Source organism: Streptomyces sp. MMS24-W38 (genome assembly GCF_059889265.1).
Genome location: NZ_JCBCPP010000001.1, coordinates 1,234,895 through 1,253,699, shown reverse-complemented (window position 1 = coordinate 1,253,699; position 18,805 = coordinate 1,234,895). Strand labels below are relative to the sequence as shown.

General features: G+C 71.4%; 17 protein-coding genes and 1 pseudogene. 6 read left to right on the top strand and 12 right to left on the bottom strand.

What is annotated here, in order from left to right; all coding sequences use genetic code 11:
* Nucleotide 1 precedes the first annotated feature (1 nt).
* Nucleotides 2-1,210, top strand: coding sequence for a vWA domain-containing protein (locus AC6F7H_RS04440; protein WP_500755330.1), 1,209 nt, complete (start codon nt 2-4; stop codon nt 1,208-1,210).
* Between the two features lie 216 nt (nt 1,211-1,426).
* Here AC6F7H_RS04440 and AC6F7H_RS04435 read toward each other — a convergent pair.
* Together AC6F7H_RS04435 and AC6F7H_RS04430 are read right to left on the bottom strand one after the other, a co-directional pair.
* A pseudogene (locus AC6F7H_RS04435) lies at nt 1,427-2,307 on the bottom strand (NAD(P)-dependent oxidoreductase).
* 807 nt (nt 2,308-3,114) lie between these two features.
* Complete coding sequence (locus tag AC6F7H_RS04430; protein WP_500755328.1) at nt 3,115-3,399, bottom strand: hypothetical protein; 285 nt, start codon at nt 3,397-3,399, stop codon at nt 3,115-3,117.
* A gap of 90 nt (nt 3,400-3,489) precedes the next feature.
* On the opposite strand from AC6F7H_RS04430, the gene AC6F7H_RS04425 reads away from it, so the two are divergent.
* Nucleotides 3,490-4,311 (top strand): hypothetical protein, encoded by an 822-nt coding sequence (locus AC6F7H_RS04425; protein WP_500755327.1) that lies wholly within the window; start codon nt 3,490-3,492, stop codon nt 4,309-4,311.
* 228 nt (nt 4,312-4,539) lie between these two features.
* Here AC6F7H_RS04425 and AC6F7H_RS04420 read toward each other — a convergent pair whose 3' ends face one another.
* From AC6F7H_RS04420 to AC6F7H_RS04395, 6 genes are all read right to left on the bottom strand, one after another.
* The gene (locus tag AC6F7H_RS04420; RefSeq protein WP_500755325.1) at nt 4,540-6,000 is read right to left on the bottom strand and encodes a cytochrome P450; all 1,461 of its coding nucleotides are present in this window, start codon (nt 5,998-6,000) and stop codon (nt 4,540-4,542) included.
* Nucleotides 5,997-6,596: a GTP-binding protein gene (locus AC6F7H_RS04415; RefSeq protein ID WP_500755324.1), complete on the bottom strand. Its 600-nt coding sequence runs from the start codon at nt 6,594-6,596 to the stop codon at nt 5,997-5,999. Before AC6F7H_RS04415 ends, AC6F7H_RS04420 begins: the two co-directional genes overlap by 4 nt.
* A complete protein-coding gene (locus AC6F7H_RS04410) occupies nt 6,574-6,930 on the bottom strand; it encodes a DUF742 domain-containing protein (protein ID WP_500755323.1) in 357 nt (118 codons plus the stop codon). The genes AC6F7H_RS04415 and AC6F7H_RS04410 overlap by 23 nt, the downstream gene beginning before the upstream one ends.
* Nucleotides 6,927-7,307 carry a roadblock/LC7 domain-containing protein gene (locus AC6F7H_RS04405; RefSeq protein WP_500761650.1) on the bottom strand — a complete coding sequence of 127 codons (381 nt, stop codon included), beginning with the start codon at nt 7,305-7,307 and terminating at the stop codon, nt 6,927-6,929. Before AC6F7H_RS04405 ends, AC6F7H_RS04410 begins: the two co-directional genes overlap by 4 nt.
* A 23-nt stretch (nt 7,308-7,330) precedes the next feature.
* Nucleotides 7,331-8,656 (bottom strand): ATP-binding protein, encoded by a 1,326-nt coding sequence (locus AC6F7H_RS04400; RefSeq protein WP_500755322.1) that lies wholly within the window; start codon nt 8,654-8,656, stop codon nt 7,331-7,333.
* 721 nt (nt 8,657-9,377) lie between these two features.
* Nucleotides 9,378-10,181, bottom strand: coding sequence for a VOC family protein (locus AC6F7H_RS04395; RefSeq protein WP_500755321.1), 804 nt, complete (start codon nt 10,179-10,181; stop codon nt 9,378-9,380).
* A gap of 299 nt (nt 10,182-10,480) precedes the next feature.
* Between AC6F7H_RS04395 and AC6F7H_RS04390 the strand changes: the two genes are divergently transcribed.
* Nucleotides 10,481-11,332, top strand: a complete 852-nt coding sequence (locus tag AC6F7H_RS04390) for a sulfurtransferase (protein WP_500755320.1) — start codon at nt 10,481-10,483, stop codon at nt 11,330-11,332.
* A 93-nt stretch (nt 11,333-11,425) separates the two neighbouring features.
* Here AC6F7H_RS04390 and sepH read toward each other — a convergent pair whose 3' ends face one another.
* A complete protein-coding gene (gene sepH / locus AC6F7H_RS04385; RefSeq protein WP_500755318.1) occupies nt 11,426-12,466 on the bottom strand; it encodes a septation protein SepH in 1,041 nt (346 codons plus the stop codon).
* A gap of 498 nt (nt 12,467-12,964) precedes the next feature.
* Here sepH and AC6F7H_RS04380 point away from each other — a divergent pair, with 498 nt between their 5' ends.
* On the top strand, nt 12,965-13,840 hold the full coding sequence (locus tag AC6F7H_RS04380; RefSeq protein WP_500755317.1) for a hypothetical protein: 876 nt from the start codon (nt 12,965-12,967) through the stop codon (nt 13,838-13,840).
* Here the strand turns inward: AC6F7H_RS04380 and AC6F7H_RS04375 are convergent.
* Both AC6F7H_RS04375 and AC6F7H_RS04370 read right to left on the bottom strand, forming a co-directional pair.
* The gene (locus AC6F7H_RS04375; RefSeq protein WP_500755316.1) at nt 13,764-15,083 is read right to left on the bottom strand and encodes a D-arabinono-1,4-lactone oxidase; all 1,320 of its coding nucleotides are present in this window, start codon (nt 15,081-15,083) and stop codon (nt 13,764-13,766) included. The two genes, AC6F7H_RS04380 and AC6F7H_RS04375, sit on opposite strands and share 77 nt — an antisense overlap.
* On the bottom strand, nt 15,043-16,302 hold the full coding sequence (locus AC6F7H_RS04370) for an MFS transporter (RefSeq protein WP_500755315.1): 1,260 nt from the start codon (nt 16,300-16,302) through the stop codon (nt 15,043-15,045). The genes AC6F7H_RS04375 and AC6F7H_RS04370 overlap by 41 nt, the downstream gene beginning before the upstream one ends.
* 178 nt (nt 16,303-16,480) lie before the next feature.
* On the opposite strand from AC6F7H_RS04370, the gene AC6F7H_RS04365 reads away from it, so the two are divergent.
* On the top strand, nt 16,481-17,611 hold the full coding sequence (locus AC6F7H_RS04365; protein ID WP_500755314.1) for a ferrochelatase: 1,131 nt from the start codon (nt 16,481-16,483) through the stop codon (nt 17,609-17,611).
* An 8-nt stretch (nt 17,612-17,619) separates the two neighbouring features.
* Nucleotides 17,620-18,435 carry an inositol monophosphatase family protein gene (locus AC6F7H_RS04360; protein ID WP_500755313.1) on the top strand — a complete coding sequence of 272 codons (816 nt, stop codon included), beginning with the start codon at nt 17,620-17,622 and terminating at the stop codon, nt 18,433-18,435.
* 130 nt (nt 18,436-18,565) lie between these two features.
* Here the strand turns inward: AC6F7H_RS04360 and AC6F7H_RS04355 are convergent, their stop codons facing one another.
* Nucleotides 18,566-18,739, bottom strand: coding sequence for a hypothetical protein (locus AC6F7H_RS04355; RefSeq protein ID WP_363041424.1), 174 nt, complete (start codon nt 18,737-18,739; stop codon nt 18,566-18,568).
* Between the last annotated feature and the right edge of the window lie 66 nt (nt 18,740-18,805).

Sequence of the window (18,805 nt, the reverse complement as noted above, 5' to 3'; positions counted from 1 at the left end):
CATGACGAAACCCGGCAGCGGCCTGGATACGACCAAACTGCTCGCAGCCCGCTACCGCGCGGCGAACGACCGCCCTTATCTGGCGTCGGCCCTGTACGCCCTGACAGTCGTGGCGAGCCAGGACGTCCCGACGATGGGCGTGGACCGGCACTGGCGCTGCTACGTGTCACCCGCCTTCGTCGACGCGACGCCCGTGGAGGAACTCGCGGGCGTCTGGATCCACGAGGTGGCGCACCTGCTGCGCGACCACCACGGCCGGGCCGGCCGGCTCCCCGCCGCCGAGCAGCGCGACCGGTACCGCGTCAACGTCGCCCAGGACTGCGAGATCAACGACGACCTCCTCGCCGACGGCCTGCGCCTGCCCGCCGGACGAGTCGAGCCCCGCCTCTTCGGCCTGCCCGACGGGCAGCTGTTCGAGGCGTACCTGGCCGGACTGCCCCCGCACGTACGGGAACACGACTGCGGATCGGGCGCTCACGGCCGCCCGGCGCCCTGGGAGCTCCCCGGTTCCGCCGGCCCCGCCGCGCTGGGAGAGGTCGAGGCCCAGGCACTGCGCCGGCACACCGCCGACGCGATGCGCGCCCACCAGCGCGCCCGCGGCACCCTGCCCGCGGGCTGGAAGCGCTGGGCCGAGGAGGTCCTGGAACCCACCGTGGACTGGCGGCAGGCGCTGTCCGGCGCGGTCCGGGAAGCCGCCGCATGGGCTGCTGGGGCCATCGACTACACCTACCGCCGCCCGTCGCGCCGCACCCCGGCCCTGCGCGGGGTCGTCCTCCCCAGCCTGCGCCGTCCGCTGCCCCGGGTGGCCGTCGTCGTCGACACCTCGGGCTCGATGGGCGACGAGGAACTCGCGGCCGCGCTGGGGGAGGTCACCGGTGTACTGCGCGAGGTCGGCGTGCGGGGTAACCGCGTCACCGTCCTCGCCTGCGACGCCGACGTGCACGCCGTGTCCCGGGTGACGGCCACCGACCAGATCACCCTCGGCGGCGGAGGCGGCACGGACATGCGCGTCGGCATCGACGCCGCCCTCGCGGCACGCGACCGCCCCACCATCGTCATCGTCCTCACCGACGGCTTCACCCCCTGGCCGGACGAAGTCCCGTCCTGCCGCCTCATCGCGGCCCTGATCGGCCCCGACGCACCACAACCCCCGCACTGGGTGGAGACGGTGCGTGTCCCCGGCGGTTCTCCCCAAGAGCACCGCCGGTAGTGGCAGCGGACCGGCGACCTCGTCACCCGGGCCGGGCAAGCCGGGCCTGCCCCGAGCCGCGGAGAACAGCCGCCGCACCCTCGGCGAGCTCGGAAAGGTCATCGCGCACTCGAAGCGCCGGAAGCCGGTGATCCGGACTCCGGGTGTCGACGGTGACGCCCCGAGCCGCAGGGCATCGGCAGACAGCCGGACCAGCAGGTTCCCGGTCGGGGCCGGTCAGCCGGTACGGGGTTTGCCGAACTCCTGATTCAGCACGGGATACTGCTCCCCACCGTGTCCGGCGGCGATCGCCAGGTCGGCCAACGTCTTGATCAGCCGCGGCAGTTCGGCGTTGACGCCCATTGCCTCGCTCTCCTCGATCAAGTGTGCCATGGCCCGCGCGTCGGTCTCCAGAGCCGACACCTCGGCCGGGAAGGAACCGCTGTCGATCTGCTGGCCGTAGCCGGGAAGCCATTCGGCCACCCCGGCCGCTATCTGCCGCGCGAACGGCGCATATGTCGCGGCGTCGACACCGGCCGCCAGGAGCAGAGCGGTGCCCTGGAGCCAGGCGTTGAGGACGCTCCACATCATGGCCAGGTCGGCCACGTCGTACAGGGACGCCAGACCGTGGTCCGCGCCCAGGTAGGTGACGGTGCCGAGCGCGTCGAGTGCCGACTTGTGCGCATCGAGGTGAGCCTGTGGCCCGCTGTACAGCATCACCCCTCGGCGGTGCCGACCGCCGGAGGAACGGCCATGATGGCGCCGTCCAGATAAGGGGCGCCGTGCGACTCGGCCCACCGGGCAGTTTCCCGGGCCTGCGCCGAACTGCCCGAGGTCAGGTTGACCAGCGTTGTTCCGTCGAGTTCGACATCGCTCGAGCCGAGCAGCTCGTGCACGGCCTGGTAGTCGGTGACGCAGACGACCATCAGGGAACTGGCCTTGAGCGCGTCGCCGACCGTCGGCGCGAGCCGCGCACCATCGGCCACCAGTCGGTCGGCCTTGGAGGCTGTGCGGTTCCACACGGCCGTGGGGTGACCGGCTTTCAGAAACGCGCCGGTGAGCGCCTGGCCCATCAGACCGAGTCCGATGACTGTCACGGGGGTGTCGGGTGTGTTCATGGCAGCATCGTCAACGTTGATACCGGTGTGAAGGTCAAGCGAGGGTGCTCGCCCGTAAGGGGAACTTCACTCACTCCGTCCCCCTGTCTCATGGACACCGTGCCCGGGAACTTATGCGGATCATCTCCAACTGCCCGGGGAAGCGGCCGGTATGGCCAGGGCTGCCGAGGTGGCAAACGGGGGGTGGGGTGATCTGCTGCCGGGCTGTTGCGTGGTACCAAAACGTTCTCATCAAGCCGGTTTGACCTGAGCAAGACCACTTGGTGGCACTCGGTGCCCCCGTGTCCCCTCTGTGAAAGCTGCCGTCACTTGTCGTCCGCTACCTCGTACTCTCCGAGCCGCCGGCCGAATCCTGGATGGTGTTCCTCCGGGGGATGCAAGGGATCTGAAGATGGCGTTGTGGGTCGAGCCGGTTGCGCTCTCGGCGGGAGGAGGATCGAGTGGCGACGTGTCGGACCTTGCCGGGGCGGTCAGCTGCTCGTGCGGGCGGTTTTCCGTGACTGCCCGGTGGGACGGTGGCCTCGACGTGGGCGATGCCGGGGCACTTGCCCATGCCCCGGGGAAGACACGCCGTCTGAAAACCGTGAGCACTTTGGCTGTCACTGTCCTGATGCCGCTCGTTTGAGCGCTTGTGTGACACATCTCCGCCGATTGCTCACGGTTTTCGGCACAGAACCCGTCTCCGGCTCCGCAGCGCCGGGACCTCGGAGGTCCCCCATACCACCCGCTGGGACACCATCCGCCACCTGCGTCACAGCAGCGTCGGCTGCCGGCTTGAACAGACGGGAAGGACCCTGGACACCGAGCTCAGCGGAGCGCTCCGGCCTGGCCGCGCAGTTGTGCGCGGTTCGCGGCGGCCGTACCGTGCGCCCAGCCCTCCTGGTCCCGGACGTGCGTCTCACCGAGGTTGTAGGACAGGTCCGTGAACCATTCGTCCATCCGGCCGTCCACCGCCCGGGCCCGGGAGGCCGGCACCGGCAGCAGCCCGGGCCCGTGGTCTTCGCGGGCCGCATCGGTGGTCTCGTCGGTCGCCCGGGTCAGCCGCTCGGCGATCCGTGTTCCTGGTTGCGTTTGCCCACTGCCGTACCTCATGACCACGGAGATCTCGCCGTATCCGCGCCCACCGTAGTGGCTCCGGCCGTCCGCTCGCGGAGCCCCTCAGCCGTACGCTTGAATGATCGAATGGCTGTGGCAATGGACGAGGAAACCGTGTGCGCGTTCGCCGACGACACCGAGGTCACCGAAGGGCGGATCCTGCTCGCCGACGGTGCGGTGATCGAGGCGGGGAGCGAGTCCCGAGGTATCGGCGGTCTGGTGCGGGACGGCTCGGGCGCCGCCTGCGGGGTCCGGGTGCAGGTCGTGGGGCGGGAGCTGACGGCGGAATGCGACGGTGCGTGCGCTCCGACATCAGGACGTTTGTGCCGGCATGCCGTCGCACTCGCCCTGCACGCCGTAGAACGGCGCCTGCCCTGGCACGCCACGCCTGCCGACGGCGCTCGCCGTGTCCTGGGTGAAGCCCTGAACACACTCACCGCCGTGGAGAAGGCCGCAGTGCTGGACCGGCTGTTGGACGCCCGGCCCGAACTGCGCGCGGAAGCCGACCGGTTGGCCGTACGCGTGCTGGACCCGCGGGCACGCGCTGAACTGACGGCCCTTCAGGAGAGGATCGCGGCCGAGGTCGAGCACGCCCTGCGCGCCCTGGACGTCGACCAGTTGAGCACCGGCCATCGCCCGGGTCTCGGGTACACCGACGTCCATGAGGCCGCGAGCCGCCTGATCGAGCCGGTCATCGAGCAGTACGAGGCCGATGTCCGTCGCCGCCTGGAGTTGGGCATGCTCGACGCGGCCGAGGCCGTGGCCCTCGGCGTACTGGACGGCCTGGACGCCTGTGAGGGCGACTACGACGGCGACGAGGTGCTGTGCTACGCGGGCGAGGACCTCGCCGAGACCTACGGGTACACCATCCGCGAACTGATGCACACCGCGGGCCGGGCCGTGGAGTAGCTCCGAAGTGTCCGGCTCCGCCGGGAGATGGCTGCCCCAGAGAGGGGTCCGGTCCATGACCTGGTCGAACATCGCCCGCCGGCGGGGTCAGGATCTACGCCACGGTGTGCGGCCACCGTACGACCTCCAGGAGTCCGCACAACCCCCGATGACGCTTGCGGTCCGGTACCCCGCCGCGGAACGCCCTGCGCCCGGGTCCGTCGGGGGACCCCGACGGACCGTCGCCGGTCACCGGCCGTGCCACCACCTGGCCAGGGGGTTCGACGTCCAGCGCCCGGTCCCTTCCCGGGAACCGGGCTCCCCGCCCACGGAGTCCGCGCCCTCGCGTGCCGAGGACGGGGGAGCGGGATCGGGAGCCGGGGCAGGATCAGCGGCTCGCCGGACGTCACCGCTCCCTCCGTCGCGGGGAGACGGGGAGGCCGGGACGGGCATGCCGGTGGGCGCGGGAGTGGCCCGGGACACGGGCGGGAAGACCACCGGCAGGGCGGTGAGGCCCCGGGTGAAGGGGCTGGGCCGCCAGGTCAACTGTTCTGCGGGGACCGCGAGGGAGAGGTCCGGGAGCCGGTCGAGGACGCACTCGATGGCCACGGAGGCGATCACGTGGGCAGGTTCCCGGGCGGGGCAGCGGTGCGGTCCCGCCCCCCAGGCCAGGTGTGCGCGGTTGCCGGTACGTCGGCTGCCGGCCAGGGCGGGGTCGTTGTTGGCGGCGGCGAAGCTGATCACCACGGGCTCCCCCGCCTGCAGCGGGACCCCCTCCAAGGTGGTGTCCACGTACGGGTAGTGCACCGCGTAGTTGGCCATCGGCGGGTCGGTCCACAGGACCTCGCTCAGGGCGTCCTCGACCAGGAGTCTGCCGTCGCCGACACTGCCGGCGAACCGCTCGTCGGAGAGCAGCAGCCGCAGCGTGTTGGCGATCAGGTTCTGTTCCTGCTCGTATCCGGAGACCATGATGAGGATGAGCTGGTGGATCAGCTCCTCGACGCTCAGCTGGACCCGGTGCCGGACGAGCCAGGTGGTCACGTCCTCACCGGGCCGTGCGCGCTTGAGAGCGATCATGTCGGCCATGCAGCGCACCAGTTCGTTGTCCGCCTTCCCGGGTTCCACTCCGTCGAAGAGGTCGGTCGTGGCGGCGACCACTCGGTCGCTGTACTCGGGCGGGCAGCCGAAGAGGGCGGTGAGGAGGTACGCGGACAGGGGTTTGGCGTAGTCGTTCAGGAGATCGGCCTCACCCTTCGTCGCGAAGCCGTCGATGAGCAGGCCGGCGGTGCGTTCGACGTACTCGCGCAGGGCGAGGACGTCCACGCGCCGGAAGGCGTCGGACACGGCAGCGCGCAGGCGGGCGTGTTCGGCACCTTCGGTGCGCTGGCAGTTCGGACGCGGCGCCATCGCCTGGAGTGCGAAACTGTCGGCCGGGACGCGCCCCTCGTTCAGGGCCCGCCAGCGACGCGAGTCCTTCCCGTACCTGTCCGTGGTCCGCAGGACCTGGAGGGCGGCGCGGTAGCCGGTGACGAGCATGACGTCGACACCGGGGAGGATCTCCGCAGGGGCCACGGGGCCCTGCCGGCGCAGCCGCTCGTAGACGTGTGCGGGGTCGGCCGTGAAGTCCGGCCCGTACAGGGGGAGGCCCCCGCCGCTGTGTGCCGGGCAGCCGGGGGGCGGTACGGCTGTGGAATCCGGGTGGGAGGTCACGCAAGCTCCTGGGCGGTACGGGTCTGCAGATACCGGACGAGGGCGATCAGCGCCGCGGAGGCGGATGCGCGGTCCCGGGCGTCGCAGAGAACGAGAGGGGTCTCGGGGAGGAGGTCGAGCGACTCGCGGATCTCCTCCCCGGCGAAGTGCGGCGAGCCGTCGAAGTGGTTGACGGCGACGGCATAGGGCAGTCCGCGTTCCTCGAGGAGATCCATGACGGGGAAGGACGCATCGAGGCGGCGGGTGTCGGCAAGGACCAAGGCACCCAGGGCCCCGCGGGTCATGTCCTTCCACAGCGGCAGGAACCGCTCCTGACCGGGGGCGCCGAACAGGTAGAGCACGAGGCTGTCACTGACGGTCAGCCGGCCGAAGTCCATGGCGACGGTGGTGGTGCGCTTGCCCCGGGTGCCCGTCAGGTCGTCGATGTGGGCGCCGGCCTGGGACATGGTCTCTTCGGTGCTCAGCGGGCGGATCTCCGAAAGGGTGCCGACCATGGTGGTCTTGCCGACACCGAAGTGGCCGGTGACCACGATCTTCACGGCTTTGGTGACGGTGTCCCTCAGATAGCGGACGTCAGAGGAGGGAACGGAGTCCATTGAGGAGTTCTTCCAGGATCTGTGCGTCGTGGAGCTGGGCCGGGGGTACGGGGACGCGGGTGGTGACGTGCCCGGTGTCGACGAGGTCGGAGACCAGGACCTTCGTGACGCTGACCGCCAGGCCCAGGTATCCGGCGATCTCGACGACCGACAGCGGGCCCCCGAGGCACAGCTCCAGGAGGCGCCGTTTCTCGGGGGTGAGGCCGTCGGTCGGCAGGTCGCGCGCGGCGACCACGAGGGTGACCGGGTCGAGGGTGTTGCGGGTGGGCCTGGCGCGGCCCTCCGTCACCACGTAGGGCCGCACCAGGCCTCGCTCCCGTCTGGGCGGGTTCATGCGGAGTGGTCCGTGTCGCCCCGCGGCGGGCTGGTCATCTCCTTGCCCAGACGGTCCACCAGCTTGTGCATCCGGTAGGTCACCGCCTCCATGTCCACGGTGCTGTCCGCCGAGACGGCCAGGTAGGTGCTGTCTCCCGCCGCCACGACGAAGACGTAACCGGCGTCGAACTCGACGAGCGTCTGGCGCCAGGGGGCGTCCGAGGAGCCGCAGAACTCGGCAGTGCCACGGCTGATGGACTGCAGACCGGACAGGCCTGCGGCCTGCCGCTCCGCCTCGTCGCGGTCGATGTTCTGGGAGTGGGCGCGCAACAACCCGTCGGCCGACAGGAGGATCGCGTGGAGCGCTCCCGGTACCTCCAGGGCGTCCTCGAGCATCCAGTCCAGATTCCCGTTCACTTCTACTTCCCTTCTTCGTCCGAGGTGTTGTCCGCGCGCGCGGAGCGGGCTCCGCGCTGCCAGGCACCCATGGTGGAGGCCGTCTCCTCGGGAGGACGGCTTTCCGGTGCGGGACCGCGGTCGGGGGCGGCAGCCGGGGCGGGCTCGGCCGGACCGGCCTGCGGCAGGCGCCGGCGGCGTCTGGGAAGCCCGTTGGCCGTGGCCAAGGGAGCTCGGAAGCCTGTGCCCGGCGCGGGCGTATGCGGAGCCCCGGTCCGTGCGGCCAGGTCCGGGTGCCGCGTCGCCCCTGGACCGGCGGTCCTGGACGGCGCCGGGGTGAGGTCGTCGACGATGCGGGTGAGGAGCGCGTCGGGCAGGAACACCACGGCGCGAACCCCGCCGTAGGGGGACTGTGTGTCGACCGAGACGCGGAAGCCGTACCGTGCGGCGAGCACACCGGCGACGGGCAGGCCGAACTGCGGCGGTTCCCCGAGCCGGGTGACGTCGACCGGGTGCCTGCCGGACAGGACGGCCGAGGCGCGCTCGACCTCCTCGCTGTGCATGCCGACACCGGCGTCGTCGATCACGACGGAGGTGCCGTTGTGCGCCGGTTTGACCCGTACCTCCACGGAGGTGTTGGGCTCGGAGTGGCGCGCCGCGTTGTCCAGCAGCTCGGCAAGGGTGAGAACGACCGGTTCGACGGCCTGGCTGACCACGGCGATGCCGGCATGGCCGTGGACGACGACACGGCGGTAGTCGCGGATCCGGGAGGTGGCACCGCGCACGACGTCGCTGAGCGTGGAGGCGTCGCGCTGTCGGCCCGGCCACGCCCCGCACAGAACGGCGATGGCCTGGGCACGCCTGCCGAACTGGGAGTTGGTGTGGTCGATGTGCAGGAGGTCCTGGAGCACTTCGGGGTCGTCGTGCCGGTTCTGCATCTCAGAGATGGCCGACTGCTGTTCGTTGGCCAGCCCCTGGACGGCGCGCATCGCGCCCTTCAGGGCACTGCGGGCGGATCGGTCGGCATGTTCCCTGGCCTTCTCCCGGACGCCGGTGAACTGTTCGAGGATCCCGTCCAGGTCCCGGCCGAACTGCGTCACGGCGAGCTTCTCGTCCAAGGGCTCCGGGGGCACGGTCGGCTCGGGGCGCTGTGCGTCCGCCAGGGCGGGCAGCCGTACGGTGGCGAAGTGGCGGATCTCCGCATCACGGACCCGTACGGCGTCCTCCAACGCGGAAACTCTTCTCCGGGCGTTGATGGTGACGTTCCGCTGACGTGCCAGCAGTATCAGCACGCCGACGAGTCCGGCGGAAAGCCCCCAGAAGGCCGCCTCCGAAATGTGTCGGATCATGAATCCCTCGTGAAATGTGCGAGCTCCGGTTCGGCGGTTTCCCGCGGTCCGTGGACAATGAAGTCGGTCGGAGTCCGCAGCGCCCAACTGGAACTTTTTCTACACTTGTATAGGGGCCGGCGGGCGACTTCCCCATCACGTCAGCTGTAATGGACGACCGGCTGGGAAATCAGGGGAGGCGTGTGCCATGTCCGTCCTCAATGAGTGGATCTTGGGCGCATCATACAAGCAGTTTCGCTCCATGAGAATGCCTTCCAAAAAACGCCCTCGGCCCCCGGTTTATCCTTCAGTCTGCCCGTTCCTGACTGTTGGACGGCTGCCCTGAACCGGATCACGGTGATCAGCCGCGAGAAGATCCCCGCTTCGGCATCGTCCTGTGAGTCGACGGCCTGCCCCTCGAACCCGCACGAGCACTTCACCCCGTGATACCGCAGGAGTCGGGTCCAGAAGCGTCTGCGTTGTGGTCGACGAGGGTCACATCGGACAACGGCGCGCCACTGTCGCCGACGGCCGTCAGCGCGGCTTCGGCCTCGGTCGCAGCCTGTGCCGGAACGGTGAAGTCACCGGCTTACGGACAGGGTTCAGACGGGCCCGCTCGGCGGGCGGGGCGCGCAGAGTTCTGCGCCGACGTGCCGGACACGGTCAGAAGCAGAAGGTCCAGGGTTTTGCCGCAGTCGCGTGACAACGGGGTCGGCGTTCGGGCTTCGGTGAAGCCCGGGCTTCACCGCGGGTGTTGCATCAGGACGAAGCGGGCGCCCTCCGGGTCCGTCACCGTGGCGGTGCGGCCGTGGGCGCCGGCGCGGGACTGTCTGAGGATCTGGCCGCCCAGGTGCAGGACACGGTCCACCGCGTCGTCGAGGTCGGCCACGGCGAAGTACGTCGTCCAGTGCGGTCCACGGTCCCGGAGCAGGGTGTTGCCCACCCCGTGGACGGCGGCCACGGGGTGGCCCTCCAGGTTCAGGGTCACGTGGTCGACGTCGGTGGAGATCTCCGGTGCCACGGTGTAACCGAAGACCGACGCGTAGAACTTGGCCGCCCGTTCCGACTCGAAGGTCGTCAGCTCGTTCCAGGCGGGCGCGCCGGGCACCCCGGTGACGGACGTGCCGAGGTGCGCGGACGCCTGCCAGATGCCGAAGGCGGCCCCCGAGGGGTCGGAACAGATCGCCAGCCGCCCGGCGTCGGAGGCGTCCAGCGGGCCGACCCCGACCGTGCCGCCGCAGGACCGCACGGCCTCGGCCGTGCGGTCCACGTCCGCGGAGGCGAAGTAGGGCGTCCAGGCGATGGGCAGATGACGGTCCGGCGGCAGCAGGCCGATGCCGGCCACCTCGCGGCCGTCGAGCAGCGCGCGTGCGTACGGGCCGGGTTGCTGCGGGCCGGGCCGGAACTCCCAGCCGAACAGCGCTTCGTAGAACCTCCGGGCCGTGTCCGGTCCGTGCACCATGAGGCTCACCCAGCAGGGTGTGCCGGGCGCGTGCCGAAAGGGCGCTTCACCGTCTCGGTGGGCGGACCCCCGTGTGTCGGTCATCGTCGCTCTCTTCTCGACCCGGGCGAGGGTCGTGTCGCGTCCGCTGTGCGGATCGTCGCCGTGCTGCTCCAGGCATCGGTCACGGTGCCGCGCGCTCCGGGCCCGCCCCGTACGGCGGTTCCGCCTCCGGAGGATGCCCGATGCGCGGGTATCCGCCCGTTTCGACGCGCTTGCCGGATGATGTCGATCGGTAGTACAGCATGTGCCCGATCCCATACGCCTCGTGATCGGGTCTGCCCGGCCGAGCAGATTAGCCGGACATGGGCGACTCGGCCACCCCGTGCGCGAGGATGGTGACCATGAACGCCATCATCTCCGCATCCGAACTCGCCGGTGAGCTGGCGGGCGGTGGCCCGCCGGTGCTGCTCGACGTCCGCTGGCAGCTCAGCACGCCCGCGGCGGCCGGTCAGCCGCCGTTCGACGGCCGGGCCGCCTACCTGGCCGGACATCTTCCAGGTGCCGTTTTCGTCGACCTGGACCGGGAGTTGGCCGCCCCGCCGGCCGGGCGGGGACGTCATCCGCTGCCCGATCCGGAGGAGTTCGGTGCCGCGATGCGCCGCGCGGGCGTGTCGGCGGGCCGACCGGTGGTCGTGTACGACGGCGGGCTGGGCTGGGGGGCCGCCCGCGCGTGGTGGCTGCTGCGCTGGACGGGTCACCCGGACGTGCGGGTCCTCGACGGCGGGTTGTCGTCCTGGGGCGGTCCGCTCGAGACCTCGGTGCCGCAGCCGGACGAGGGCGACTTCACGCCGGTGCCGGCGGCGGCCGGGCTGCTCGACGCCGACGGCGCGGCGGCGCTGGCCCGGTCCGGGTTGCTGCTGGACGCGCGGGCGGGGGAGCGCTACCGGGGCGAGGTGGAGCCGATCGACCGGGTCGGCGGGCACATCCCGGGCGCGGTCTCGGCGCCCACCACCGGGAACGTCGACCCGGACGGCCGACTCCTGTCCGCCGGTGAACTGAGCGCGCGGTTCCGGGCGTTGGGCGCGTCCGAGGACACGCCGGTCGGTGTGTACTGCGGTTCCGGTGTCTCGGCGGCGCACGAGGTGCTGGCGCTGGCGGTGGCGGGCGTCCCGGCGGCGCTGTACGTCGGATCCTGGTCGGAGTGGTCGTCGGACCCGGAGCGGCCGGTCGCGGTGGGGCCGGACCCTCAATAGGCGCGTGGCGGAAGCGGAAAGGGGGTGCTCGCCCGGGCGAGCACCCCCTTTCCGTACCGACCGACGCCGGATCACCTCAGTGCCGGGTCCCGGTCACTCCTGCTTCTTGCGCCGCGTTCCGAACACGATCTCGTCCCAACTCGGCACCGCGGCGCGGCGGCCCGGCCGGACGCCGTCCGCCTCCGCCTGGCGGTCGGTGGAGCCGACGAGACGGTCCCGGTGACTGCTGACGGCACGGGGCATCAGGACGTCCGCGTAGGCGGAACCGGCCGAGGCCGCCGGGGCCGGGGGCTCCTCCGCCTCGGGTTCGGAGTCGGGCTCCTCGGGGACGGGCTCGGGCGCCCGCTCGGGAACCACCAGGTCGCCCCGGAAGCTCGGCACCGCCTCCAACAGGCTGGTGAGCGAGTCCCGTTCACCACCTGCCGGGACCGCAGACTCCTCGTCGTACTCGGGTCCGTGGCCGGGCGGCGGGCCCTGCCGCTCGCGCTCACCGGGCCGGTCGCGGGGCAGTCTGGCGATGCGCGGCACGAACGGGAAGCTCGGTTCGGGCGCCGCGGCGAGGTCGTCGGACTCGCCGATCAGCGAGCGCGCCTCGTCGTCGACGGCCTGGACGAGCCGCCGGGGCGGGTCGTACGTCCAGCTCGCCGAGTGCGGTTCGCCCGCGACCCGGTAGACCAGCAGCACCTCCCAGGTGCCGTCGTCGCGGCGCCAGGAGTCCCACTGCACGGTGTCCTTCTCGGCGCCGCGCAGCAGCAGCCGCTCCTGCACGGCCTCGCCCAGCGGCGGGCCGGAGTTCTCGCCGGGCCGGCGGACGGGGGTCTTGCGGGCGCGCTCCGCCATGAAGGCGCGCTCGGCGAGCACGGGGCCCTCGAAGCGCCGGACGCGGTCCACGGGAATGCCGGCCATCTGTGCGACCTCTTCCGCGGTCGCGCCGGCACGTATACGCGCCTGGATGTCGCGGGGGCGGAGATGGCTCTCCACCTCGATCTCGATCTGGCCGAGGCGTGGACGGTCGCCCCGTACGGCGGCGCGGAGTCGTTCGTCGATCGGAAGCGTGTACTCCGTGCTGTCCGCAGCCTTCAGCACCAGCCGTGTGCCGTCATTCGAGACGGCCACGACACGCAGTTCGGGCATGGGGACCTCCCGGGTGGTGCCTGCCGACGTCACGTGCGTCGCTGCTTCCGCTAGTCGAGTGTGGCCTGCCCGGGTGCAGCCTGCCACAACCTTGCCGAGTTGCCCGGCGTGTCGGGCATGGGCCCTGGATCGCCGTTATGGCACGGTTACCTATTCGCAACGCTGAGTGACCAACCGCGTCACCCTGTGCAACTGGCCCCCTCCCGGCGGTCCTCAAGGGCCGGAGCGCCCTGATGGGCGTCCGGACCCAGGGCTCGCAACAGTACTCCATTCGGGCCAAGTGCGTGGATCGGCGCGCCGCCCGGCTTCTGGCAAGAGGTGCTGCTCGGCCGTCATCGTGCCGCCGTGGCCGGGGTTCCTCGATCTCGGCGTGGCGTACTTCACGTAATCGCCAGAAACGGAACTAATGGTTTCGTTCGGACGTCGACTTGGTGTGCGTTGTCATGCAGTTGATGGCTCATGTGAGGGAACGTGTGGGAAGGCGGGCAAGGTCCGAGGATGCGTGAAAGGCCGAATGTCGCGGGTGAGCCGGGTGGCACCGGGGAGGTGAGTGCCGCGGGGGAGACGAAGAGCCCTCGGATCGACCTGAACATGGCGCAGGTCGCCGGCAGCGCGGTGGCCGCGGTGCTGGGCGCCCAACTCGCCTCGTCCTTCGGCGTCTACGGGACGATCATCGGCGCCGGAGTCATGAGCATCGTCGCCACCTGCGGCGGAACGCTCTTCCAGCACTTCTTCAAGCGCACCGGCGAGCAGTTCCGCGTGGCCGCCGTGGGGTCCGGCCGCCCGGCCGCCACAGCGGCCGGGCGACGGACCGTGCCCGCGCCCGGCGAGTTCACCGAGGGCACCGTGTACCGGGGCCGGGCCAGGGGAGTGCGGTGGAACGGGAAGCGGATGCTGGTCGCGACCGCGCTGGTGTTCGGGGTCACGATGGCCGGAATCACCACCTACGAACTCGTTGCGGGCCAGAGCCTCAGCGGCGCACCCAGCACCACCATCGGCAACGCCGTCACCGGTCAGCACACATCCGGATCCGGGGGTTCCGGCAGTTCGGACGACCAGTACTCCGGTGACCCCGACGGCTCCGGGACGTCGAACGACCCCGGTACCCCGGACGGTTCCGAGGACTTCGGCGGGGACGGACCGGCGCCCGCGCCCTCCGTGACGCCTCAGGACGGAGGTGCCGCCACCGGCTCCGGCGGCGACACGCCGGACGGCGTCGACGCGTCGGCGGGCACCCCGGACGGCATCGGGAGCCAGGGCTCCGACGCCCCCGTGAGCCCGGAACCGGACGCGTCCGCTACGACCCCAGAACCCTCCGCAGATAGTCGTTCCGGAAGCGGCGTTCAGGATCAAGACGGTCCCGCAGTGCCGTGAACTCGGCGAAACGCGGATACACCCGGGAGAGGTAATCGGCGTCCCGCGTGTTGATCTTCCCCCAGTGGGGCCGCCCCTCGTGGGCGGTGAAGATGCGTTCCGCCGCCGTGAAGTACCCCTGATAGGGGGTGCCCCGGAACATGTGGACCGCGATGTACGCGGTGTCGCGGCCGGAGGCCGTGGACAGGGTGATGTCGTCGGCCGGGGCCGTACGCACCTCGACGGGGAAACTGACCCGGAGGGGTGAACGGTCGACCATGGTCTTCAGCTCGCGCAGCGTGTCCACCAGGGCCTCGCGCGGCACCGCGTACTCCATCTCCACGAAGCGCACCCGGCGCGGCGAGGTGAACACCTTGTACGGGATGTCGGTGTAGGTCCGCGCGGACAGGGCCCTGCTGGAGATCCGCGCGATGGCGGGGACGGTCGCGGGCACCGCGCGGCCGACCCAGTTGGCCGCCTGGAAGACGCCGTTGGAGAGGAACTCGTCCTCGAGCCAGCCCTTGACGGGATGCACCGGCCGTTCCGGGCCCGCGCTGCGGTTGTTCCGCTTGGTGTTGGTGTTGCCGGTGTGGGGGAACCAGTAGAACTCGAAGTGTTCGTTCTCGGCGTGGAGCTCGTCGAACTCGGCGAGGACGCGGTCGAGGGGCATCGGTTCCTCGCGGGCCGTCAGCAGGAAGACCGGCTCGACGGCGAAGGTGATCGCGGAGACGATGCCGAGGGCGCCGAGGCCGATCCGGGCGGCCGCGAAGACATCGGGATTCTCCTTCTCGGAGCAGGCGAGTACCGAGCCGTCGGCGGTGACCAGCTCCAGGCCCCGGATCTGCGCGGCGACGGAGGCCGAGTCACGGCCGGTGCCGTGGGTGCCGGTACTGGTGGCCCCGGCGACGGTCTGCTCCATGATGTCGCCCATGTTGGTGAGCGACAGCCCCTCCCGCGCGAGAGCGGTGTTGAGCCGCTTGAGCGGGGTGCCGGCCTCCACCGTGACGGTGCCCGCCGCCCGGTCGATGTCGCGTATCCCCGTCAGCAGACGGGGGCGGATCTGCACGCCGTCGGTGGCGGCTATGGAGGTGAAGGAGTGCCCGGTGCCGACCGCCTTCACCGGGAGGCCGTCCTCGGCGGCACGGCGCACGGCCGACGCCAGTTCCTCGACGGAGGCCGGCGTGACCTCCCGCGCGGGGCGGGCGAGGACGGTGCCTCCCCAGTTACGCCATGTTCCGTTCCTCGTGCTCGCCGTGCTGCTCAACGGAGCCTCCCCGACCCGGAGCCGGCCGCTCGAGCCGGCGGTACCCGAGGAAACCGACCACGACCGCGACGGCTCCGGCCACCGCCGGAACCCCGTACCCGGCACGCGCCCCGGCCGCGTCGATCACCCAGCCGGACGCGGCGGAGCCGAGCGCGACCCCGACCGCGAGCCCGGTGCTCACCCAGGTCATGCCCTCGGTGAGCTGTGCGCGTGGTACGTGCTCTTCGATGAGGGACATCGTCGTGATCATCGTGGGAGCGATGGACAGACCCGCAACGAACAGCGCCACGGTCAGAAACGGCAGGTTCCCGACCAGTAGGAGGGGGATCATACTCACGGCCATGGCACACACGCCCAGCAGCCAGCGGCGCTCGGGCGCTCCGGCGAAACGCATCAGCCCGAAGACGACCCCCGCCGTGCAGGAGCCCAGCGCGTACACGGCGAGCACCACACTGGCGGCGGCCTTGTGCCCGCGCTCCTCCGCGAAGGCCACGGTGACCACGTCCACACCACCGAAGATCGCCCCGGTCGCCGCGAACGTGGCCACCAGGACCCGCAGTCCCGCGGAGCGCAGCGCCGTGCCGCCGAGCACCGACGCACGGCCCTCGCCCGTGCGTTCGCGCGGGTGCGGGGCGGGTTCGGTGGCGCGCTGTGCCGTCAGCCAGAAGACGCCGACCGCCAGGAAGCAGGCCGCGAGCAGCGGACCGGCCTCCGGGAACCACGCCGTGGAGAGCCCGATGGAGACGATCGGCCCGAAGATGAAGCAGAGTTCGTCCACCACGGACTCGAAGGAGTACGCGGTGTGCAGCTGCGGGGTGCCCCGGTACACATCGGCCCAGCGGGCCCGGACCATCGCGCCGACGCTCGGCACGCAGCCGATGCCGACGCAGGCGACGAAGAGCACCCAGTCCGGCCAGCCGTGGTGCGCGGCGAACAGCAGCAGCGCCGCCGCGGTGAGTGAGACCAGCGTCGCCGGGCGCAGGATCCGCCGCTGCCCGTACTGGTCCACCAGGCGGGAGACCTGGGGGCCGGCCACGGCGGCGGCCATGGCGATGGTGGCCGCCAGGGCGCCGGCCAGACCGTACCGTCCGGTCAGCTGGGAGACCATCGTGACCACGCCGATGCCCATCATGGACAGCGGCATCCGGCCGAGGAACCCCGCGGCCGAGAAGCTCTTGCTGCCGGGGGCGGCGAACAGGGCGGTGTAGGGACTGGGCACGAGGTCTCCGAAAAACTCGGCAAGGGACGACCGCGGGAGACCGGACTCCCAGTAAGGCGCGACCGCAGTGGATACAGCTTACTGGTTAGGCAACCCTAATACATCCCGCGCGCCGTCCCATGGTCCGGTCGGCCCCCGCCGTTACCCGGCTGTCGGTGCCTGATGGCAGGATCAAGGCATGCCTGACGAGCTCGATCCCACTCCCTACGACGCCCTGCTGCTGCTCTCCTTCGGAGGCCCCGAAGGCCCGGACGACGTGGTCCCGTTCCTGGAGAACGTGACACGCGGGCGCGGCATCCCCAAGGAACGCCTGGAGGAGGTCGGGGAGCACTACTTCCTGTTCGGTGGGGTCAGCCCCATCAACGAACAGAACCGCGACCTGCTGGGCGCGCTGCGCAAGGACTTCGCCGACCACGGGCTGAACCTGCCGGTCTACTGGGGCAACCGCAACTGGGCGCCGTATCTCACCGACACCCTGCGCGAGATGATCCGTGACGGCCGCCGCCGCATCATCGTCCTGGCGACCAGTGCCTACGCCTCGTACTCCGGCTGCCGCCAGTACCGCGAGAACCTCGCCGAGGCCCTGGCGACGCTGGCGGCCGAGGGTCTGGAGCTGCCCGAGGTCGACAAGCTGCGGCACTACTTCAACCACCCCGGCTTCGTGGAACCCATGGTCGACGGGGTCCTCCGCTCGCTCGCCGAGCTGCCCGAGGAGGTGCGTGACGGCGCGCACATCGCCTTCTGCACCCACTCGATCCCCACCGCCTCCGCCGACACCTCCGGCCCCGTCGAGGAGCACGGCGAGGGCGGCGCGTACGTACGGCAGCACCTGGATGTGGCCCGGCTGATCGCCGACGCCGTGCGGGAGCGCACCGGCGTGGACCACCCCTGGCAGCTCGTCTACCAGTCCCGCTCCGGCGCCCCGCACATCCCCTGGCTGGAGCCCGACATCTGCGACCACCTCGAGGAGCGGCACGCGGCCGGGGCCCCGGCCGTGGTCATGGCCCCCATCGGATTCGTCTCCGACCACATGGAGGTCATCTACGACCTCGACACCGAGGCCGCGGCCAAGGCGGGGGAGCTGGGACTGCCGGTGCGCCGCTCGGCGACCGTGGGCGCCGACCCGCGCTTCGCCGCCGCGATCCGCGATCTGATCGTGGAGCGCGCGGCCACCGAGCGCGGTCAGGACGACGTCGCCCCCTGCGCCCTGGGCGCCCTGGGGCCGAGTCACAACCTCTGCCCGGTGGGCTGCTGCCCGGCCCGCGCCCCGCGTCCCGCCGCCGCGGGCGCCGACAGCCCCTACGCGTGAGGAGCGCCGTGACCGACCCCCTGCACGCGGAACTGCTGGAGCTGGCCCGCGAGGCGGCGCGGCGCGCGGGCGAGCTGCTGAGGGACGGACGGCCGGCCGACCTGGAGGTCGCCGCGACCAAGTCCAGCCCGATCGACGTCGTCACCGAGATGGACATCGCGGCCGAGAAGCTGATCACCGGTCTGATCGCCGAGCGCCGGCCGGACGACGGAGTCCTCGGCGAGGAGGGCGGCACGACCGAGGGCACCAGTGGCGTCCGCTGGGTGATCGACCCGCTCGACGGCACGGTCAACTACCTGTACGGGCTGCCCACCTGGGCCGTCTCCATCGCCGCCGAGCAGGACGGCGAGACCGTGGTCGGGGTGGTCGCGGCCCCGATGCGCGGCGAGACGTACCACGCCGTCCGCGGCGGCGGCGCCCGTGCCACCGGTGCCTGGGAGGGCGAGCGCACGCTGACCTGCCGTCCCGCGCCGCCCCTCGACCAGGCCCTGGTCTCGACCGGCTTCAACTACGTCACCGAGGTCCGCACCCATCAGGCCGGCGTCGCGCAGCGGCTGATCCCGCTCCTGCGGGACATCCGGCGGGGCGGCTCGGCCGCGGTCGACCTCTGCGACCTCGCCTGCGGCCACCTCGACGGCTACTACGAGCGCGGACTGCACCCCTGGGACCTGGCGGCGGGTGACCTGATCGCCCGGGAAGCGGGCGCACTGACCGGTGGACGGCCCGGTGAGCGCCCCTCGTGGGATCTCGCGGTCGCGGCCACCCCGGGCGTCTTCGAGCCCCTCCAGCGGCTGCTGGAGGACTTCGGCGCCTGGCACGACTGACGGACGGACGACCGGGGGAGGATCCCGCGGGAGACGGTGAAGCGGTCCCCGGCGCTGGATTCGCCGGGGACCGCTTCGAACGCGCTCATGCGCAGGTGCCGACGCGCCGGTCCTGACGCGATCGGGCTGATCAGGCTCGGGACGCGCCGACCTCCACACCGTGCTCGGCGGCGAGCCGGCGCAGGTCGTCGAGCTCGCCCTGCTCCACCTCGACGAGGAAGTCGTCACCCTCGTCGCGGGCCCGGGACAGATCGGACTCGGTCGTCCTTATGCGCTGCAGAAGTCCTGCGGTGAAAGCGTCCATGCTGCGCCCCCTCGTCCTGGGTCGTGGGTCGACGGCACGAAGGTGTGCCGTTCGAAAGGGACGATC